This is a genomic window from Pseudomonas migulae NBRC 103157, assembly GCF_002091715.1.
GTDB classification, from domain to species: Bacteria; Pseudomonadota; Gammaproteobacteria; order Pseudomonadales; family Pseudomonadaceae; genus Aquipseudomonas; species Aquipseudomonas migulae_A.
In genome coordinates, this window is record NZ_BDAG01000013.1 from 133,568 (window position 1) to 139,623 (window position 6,056).

5 protein-coding genes are annotated in these 6,056 nt (G+C 61.3%); 4 read left to right on the forward strand and 1 reads right to left on the reverse strand.

The window, feature by feature from the left end:
• The first annotated feature begins 3 nt into the window (after positions 1 to 3).
• Positions 4 to 2,283, forward strand: coding sequence for a phosphoenolpyruvate--protein phosphotransferase (gene ptsP, locus PMI01S_RS12770; RefSeq protein ID WP_084320388.1), 2,280 nt, complete (start codon positions 4 to 6; stop codon positions 2,281 to 2,283).
• A gap of 115 nt (positions 2,284 to 2,398) precedes the next feature.
• Here the strand turns inward: ptsP and PMI01S_RS12775 are convergent, their stop codons facing one another.
• Entirely contained in the window at positions 2,399 to 3,145 is a 747-nt protein-coding gene (locus PMI01S_RS12775; protein ID WP_084320390.1) for an NRDE family protein, read from the reverse strand.
• A gap of 133 nt (positions 3,146 to 3,278) precedes the next feature.
• Between PMI01S_RS12775 and PMI01S_RS12780 the strand changes: the two genes are divergently transcribed.
• The 3 genes from PMI01S_RS12780 (at position 3,279) to PMI01S_RS12790 (ending at position 5,977) form a co-directional block, all read left to right on the forward strand.
• A complete protein-coding gene (locus PMI01S_RS12780) occupies positions 3,279 to 4,061 on the forward strand; it encodes a sulfite exporter TauE/SafE family protein (protein ID WP_084320391.1) in 783 nt (260 codons plus the stop codon).
• Between the two features lie 83 nt (positions 4,062 to 4,144).
• Positions 4,145 to 4,957: a prolipoprotein diacylglyceryl transferase gene (gene lgt / locus PMI01S_RS12785; RefSeq protein ID WP_017341323.1), complete on the forward strand. Its 813-nt coding sequence runs from the start codon at positions 4,145 to 4,147 to the stop codon at positions 4,955 to 4,957.
• A 48-nt stretch (positions 4,958 to 5,005) separates the two neighbouring features.
• Positions 5,006 to 5,977, forward strand: a complete 972-nt coding sequence (locus PMI01S_RS12790; protein ID WP_084320392.1) for a thymidylate synthase — start codon at positions 5,006 to 5,008, stop codon at positions 5,975 to 5,977.
• Positions 5,978 to 6,056: the final 79 nt, after the last annotated feature.

Consider the following 6,056-nt stretch of genomic DNA (forward strand, 5'->3'; position numbering starts at 1 on the left):
GCCATGCTCAATACGCTGCGCAAGATCGTCCAGGAAGTTAACTCCGCCAAGGATCTCAAGGCGGCGTTGGGGATTATTGTGTTGCGCGTCAAAGAGGCCATGGGCAGCCAGGTCTGCTCGGTCTACCTGCTTGACCCCGAGACCAACCGCTTCGTGCTGATGGCGACCGAGGGCTTGAACAAGCGCTCGATCGGCAAAGTCAGCATGGCACCCAACGAAGGTCTGGTCGGCCTGGTCGGCACGCGTGAAGAACCCCTTAACCTCGAAAACGCCGCGGATCACCCGCGCTACCGCTACTTCGCCGAGACCGGTGAAGAGCGCTACGCCTCATTTCTCGGGGCACCGATCATTCACCACCGCCGCGTCGTCGGCGTGTTGGTCATTCAGCAAAAAGAACGCCGTCAGTTCGATGAAGGTGAAGAAGCCTTCCTCGTGACCATGAGCGCGCAGCTCGCCGGCGTTATCGCCCACGCCGAGGCCACCGGTTCGATTCGGGGTCTTGGCCGTCAGGGCAAAGGCATCCAGGAAGCCAAGTTCGTCGGCGTGCCGGGTTCGCCGGGTGCGGCGGTCGGTACGGCGGTGGTCATGTTGCCACCGGCCGATCTGGACGTGGTGCCGGACAAGACCATCGTCGACATCGAGGCCGAACTGGGTCTGTTCAAGACAGCCATCGAAGGCGTGCGCGCCGACATGCGCGCGTTGTCGGCCAAACTGGCCACGCAGTTGCGCCCTGAAGAACGAGCCTTGTTCGACGTGTATCTGATGATGCTCGCCGACGAGGCGCTGGGCAACGAAGTGACCACCGTGATCAAGACCGGTCAGTGGGCCCAGGGCGCGCTGCGTCAGGTGGTCACCGATCACGTCAACCGTTTCGAATTGATGGACGACGCCTACCTGCGTGAACGTGCCTCGGACGTCAAAGACCTTGGTCGGCGCTTGCTTGCCTACTTGCAGGAAGAGCGTCAGCAGACCCTGGTCTACCCCGACAACACCATCCTGGTCAGCGAAGAACTGACGCCGGCGATGCTCGGCGAGGTGCCGGAAGGCAAGCTGGCGGGTCTGGTGTCGGTACTCGGTTCCGGCAACTCCCACGTGGCGATCCTTGCACGCGCCATGGGCATACCGACGGTGATGGGCCTGGTCGACCTGCCGTATTCCAAGGTCGACGGCATCCAGATGATCGTCGACGGCTACCACGGCGAGGTCTACACCAACCCCAGCGAAGTGCTGCGCAAGCAGTTCGCCGAAGTGGTCGAGGAAGAAAAACAACTGGCCCTCGGGCTGGATGCGTTGCGCGACTTGCCATGCGTGACCGTCGATGGCCACCGCATGCCGCTGTGGGTCAACACCGGCCTGCTGGCGGACGTGGCGCGGGCGCAGAAGCGCGGTGCCGAGGGTGTCGGTCTGTACCGCACCGAAGTGCCGTTCATGATCAACCAGCGGTTCCCGAGCGAAAAGGAGCAGTTGGCGATCTACCGCGAGCAACTCGCCGCGTTCCATCCGCAACCGGTGACCATGCGCAGCCTGGACATCGGCGGCGACAAATCGCTGTCGTACTTCCCGATCAAGGAAGACAACCCGTTCCTCGGCTGGCGCGGCATTCGCGTCACCCTCGACCACCCGGAAATCTTCCTGGTGCAGACCCGCGCGATGCTCAAGGCCAGCGAAGGCCTGAACAACCTGCGGATTCTGTTGCCGATGATTTCCGGCACCCATGAACTCGAAGAAGCCCTGCACCTGATTCACCGGGCCTGGGGTGAAGTCCGCGATGAAGGCTGCGACGTGCCAATGCCGCCGATCGGCGTGATGATCGAGATTCCGGCGGCGGTGTATCAGACCAAGGAGCTGGCGCGGCAAGTGGATTTCCTGTCGGTCGGCTCCAACGACCTGACTCAGTACCTGCTGGCGGTGGACCGAAACAACCCGCGGGTGGCCGACCTCTACGACTATTTGCACCCGGCGGTGCTGCAAGCCCTTCAGAGCGTGGTGCGTGACGCCCATGCCGAAGGCAAGCCGGTGAGCATCTGCGGCGAAATGGCCGGTGATCCGGCGGCGGCGGTGCTGTTGATGGCGATGGGCTTTGACAGCCTGTCGATGAACGCCACCAACCTGCCGAAAGTGAAGTGGATGCTGCGTCAGATCAACCTGAGCAAGGCCAAGGAACTGCTCGCGGAGTTGATGACCATCGACAACCCGCAAGTGATCCACAGCTCGCTGCAGTTGGCGCTGAAGAACCTTGGGTTGGCGCGGATGATCAATCCGGCGGCGATCAAAGCCCTCTAGATCTGCGGCGCCCCCTTCGCGAGCAAGCCCGCTCCCACATTTGATCTCTGGTACGACGCAGATCGAATGTGGGAGCGGGCTTGCTCGCGAAGGCGTCCGACCAGACAACACAAATCTAAATCCTGATCTCCACTTCCCCCAAATGCCCGCCATACGGCCCAAAACTCCGCTCAACCAGATGCCGGGTGCCGTCGGCATGAACAATCAACGCCGTACTCGCCCGCGTCCCGTAACTCTGGCTGGCAATAAACACACTCGATAACAACGTCTCGGTCGCCAAGCCCACCCCGGTGTCCGGCAACTCCGCAAACGGCGCCGTCTGCGCATCACTCAGCAGTGCCAACAACGCCTCAGGCTGCGGATTCTCCAGAACCGTCTCCAGCGCCGCTCGTGCCTTGAGCAGCTTCGGCCACGGCGTATCCAGTCCCGCATTCGACAATCCGTAAACGCCCGGCTGCAACAGCACAGCCTCAGTCTCCCGTGCGTTGTAGTGCCACAACTCATTGGCATTGCCGATCAGCAGGTTAAATCCGGCATATTCCAGCGAACGTCCGACAACGTCGCTCAAGTAGTCATCAATCGGCATGTCGCCATTGAGAAATCGCGCGACCAGTTCACCGCGGGATTTCCGGGCGGGCGGTTGGTGGGGGTCGCGGATATTGGTCAGGGCTGCGAAGCGCCCGTTGGCGCCGACACCGAGCCAGGTGCCGCCGGCTTCCACGTCGCGACCGGCGTAGACCTGCGGTGCTTCGGGCCACTGTGCCAGGGGCAGGCTGGGCCGGGCATAGAATTCGTCGCGGTTGGCAGCCACGATCAGCGGCTGGGCATGACCCGGGCGCCAAGCAAAGACAATCAGGCACATAAGGTGGTCCTTGTGTGTTTTTTTGCCCACTCTACGCAGTCATTGTGCTGGTATCCATCGCCATCCAGTGGAGCCCGAGGCCATGCATCCGTTACCATGCCGCTCCGGTTTTGGGGTTGGGTGGGGAAACAGCATGGAATTTCTGCTCTATCTGGCGCTCGGCGCCTGTGCCGGAGTGCTCGCCGGGCTGTTCGGCGTGGGCGGCGGGATCATCATCGTCCCGGTGCTGGTGTTCAGCTTCACCCTGCAGGGCTTCGATGCGTCGATCCTGACTCACCTGGCGGTCGGCACCTCCCTGGCGACGATCATCTTCACCTCGGTCAACGCGGTGCGCGAACACCATCGCCGTGGCGCTGTGCGTTGGCCGATCTTCGCCTGGATGACCGTCGGCATTCTGCTCGGTGCCGGTTTCGGTGCGCTGACAGCCGAAGCGATCTCCGGCCCGAACCTGCAGAAAATCATCGGCGTGTTTGCCCTGATCATTGCCGTGCAGCTTATGCTGGACATCAAACCCAAGGCCAGCCGAACGGTGCCGGGGAAAGTCGGTCTGACCCTGGCCGGCACAGTGATTGGCTGGGCCTCGGCGATTTTCGGGATTGGCGGTGGTTCGCTGACCGTGCCGTTCCTGACCTGGCGCAGTGTGCCGATGCAGCAAGCGGTGGCGACGTCGTCGGCGTGCGGCCTGCCCATCGCGCTGGCCAGTGCATTAAGTTTCATGATTCTGGGCTGGCACGATCCGTTGCTGCCGGCCCATAGTCTCGGTTTTATTTATTTGCCGGCGCTGCTGGGAATCGCCCTGACCAGCATGGTTTTCGCCCGCCTCGGTGCGCGACTGGCCCACAGGCTGTCGCCGAAGTTGCTGAAAAGACTGTTCGCCGCTTTGCTGTTCTGCGTGGGTTTGAGTTTTCTGATCTGACGCACCGCACAATCCTGGCTTAATCCTGAGGTGGCAGCGTCGCCCGGGAATTTTGAAGGTTTCAACTCTAACGAGGAGTCGCAATGCTGCCTTACCCGCAGATCGACCCGGTGGCCCTGGCCATCGGTCCGCTGAAAATCCACTGGTACGGCCTGATGTACCTGATCGGCATCGGCGGTGCGTGGCTGCTGGCGTCGCGCCGGCTCAACCGTTTCGACCCGACCTGGACCAAGGAGAAGCTCTCCGACATGGTGTTCTGGATGTCGATGGGCGTTATCGTCGGCGGTCGCCTGGGCTATGTGCTGTTCTACGATCTGAGTGCTTATCTGGCCAACCCGACGCTGATTTTCGAGGTGTGGAAGGGCGGCATGTCGTTCCACGGCGGCTTCATCGGCGTGATGCTGGCGGCGTTGTGGTTCGGTAAAAAGAACAACAAGTCGTTCTTCCAACTGATGGATTTCGTCGCGCCGATGGTGCCGATCGGCTTGGGCGCCGGGCGTATCGGCAACTTCATCAACGCCGAATTGTGGGGCAAGGCGACCGACGTGCCATGGGCGATGATCTTCCCGCCGTTCAGCGATCCGGCGCAGTTGCCGCGCCACCCGTCGCAGCTGTATCAGTTCGCGCTGGAGGGCGTGGCGCTGTTCCTGATCCTGTGGCTGTTCTCGCGTAAACCGCGGCCGACCATGGCGGTGTCCGGGATGTTCGCGCTGTTCTATGGCATCTTCCGTTTCATCGTCGAATTCGTCCGCGTACCGGACGCGCAACTGGGCTATCTGGCCTGGAACTGGCTGACCATGGGCCAAGTGCTCTGCGTACCGATGATCGTTGGTGGGCTGTTCCTGATCTGGCTGGCGTATCACCGCGCCCCGGCGACTCCAGCGGCAGCCGTATAAATTCGAACCCCGCAGCGACGGCTGCGGGTTCAAGGACACAGGTAACTCATGAAGCAATATCTCGAACTGGTCGCCCACGTCATCAAGAACGGCACCAAACAGGCCAACCGTACCGGCGTGAACACCATCAGCTTTCCGGGTGCGATGCTGCGCTATGACCTTAAAGAAGGTTTCCCGGCGATCACCACACGCAAGATGGCCTTCAAATCGGCCATCGGCGAGATGTGCGGTTTCCTGCGTGGGGTGAATAACGCCGCGGAATTCCGCGCGCTGGGCTGCAAGGTCTGGGACCAGAACGCCAACGAAAACGCGCAGTGGCTGGCCAACCCGTTCCGTCAGGGTGAAGACGATCTCGGCGAGATCTACGGCGTGCAATGGCGCAAATGGCCAGCGTACAAGCAGATTCCGGTCAGTAATAAAGCCGCCATCGAGCAAACCCTGAACCAAGGCTATCGTCAGATCGCTGAAGGCGAAGAAGACGGCCAGGCTTACGTGGTGCTGTACAAGGCGATCGACCAGATCCGCCAGTGCGTCGACACCATCATCAAGGACCCGGGCAGCCGCCGCATCCTGTTCCACGGCTGGAACGTTGCGCAGCTTGATGAAATGGCCTTGCCGCCATGCCACTTGCTGTACCAGTTCCACCCGAATGTCGAGACCAAAGAGATTTCTCTGACCCTCTACATCCGCTCCAACGACCTGGGCCTGGGCACGCCGTTCAACCTCACCGAAGGCGCCGCGCTGCTGAGCCTGATCGGTCGCCTGACCGGTTATACGCCGCGCTGGTTCACCTATTTCATCGGTGACGCCCACGTCTACGAAAACCACCTGGACATGCTGAATGAACAGCTCAAGCGCGAACCGTTCCCGATGCCGAAGCTGGTGATCAGTGATCGCGTGCCGGAGTTTGCCAAGACGGGTGTTTATCAACCGGAGTGGCTGGAGTTGATCGAGCCGAGTGATTTTTCGCTGGAAGGTTACGAACACCACGCCCCAATGACCGCGCCGATGGCGGTTTAAGCCTCAACACCGAAACAATGTGGGAGCGGGCTTGCTCGCGAAGTGGGAGTGTCAGTAGACAGAAGTGTTGTCTGACACA

Bases quoted from the DNA above. Each gene is read 5' to 3' on its own strand.
- ptsP (WP_084320388.1), top strand. From the start codon at position 4: ATGCTCAATACGCTGCGCAAGATCGTCCAGGAAGTTAACTCCGCCAAG.
- PMI01S_RS12790 (WP_084320392.1), top strand. From the start codon at position 5,006: ATGAAGCAATATCTCGAACTGGTCGCCCACGTCATCAAGAACGGCACC.
- PMI01S_RS12780 (WP_084320391.1), top strand. From the start codon at position 3,279: ATGGAATTTCTGCTCTATCTGGCGCTCGGCGCCTGTGCCGGAGTGCTC.
- lgt (WP_017341323.1), top strand. From the start codon at position 4,145: ATGCTGCCTTACCCGCAGATCGACCCGGTGGCCCTGGCCATCGGTCCG.
- PMI01S_RS12775 (WP_084320390.1), bottom strand. From the start codon at position 3,145: ATGTGCCTGATTGTCTTTGCTTGGCGCCCGGGTCATGCCCAGCCGCTG.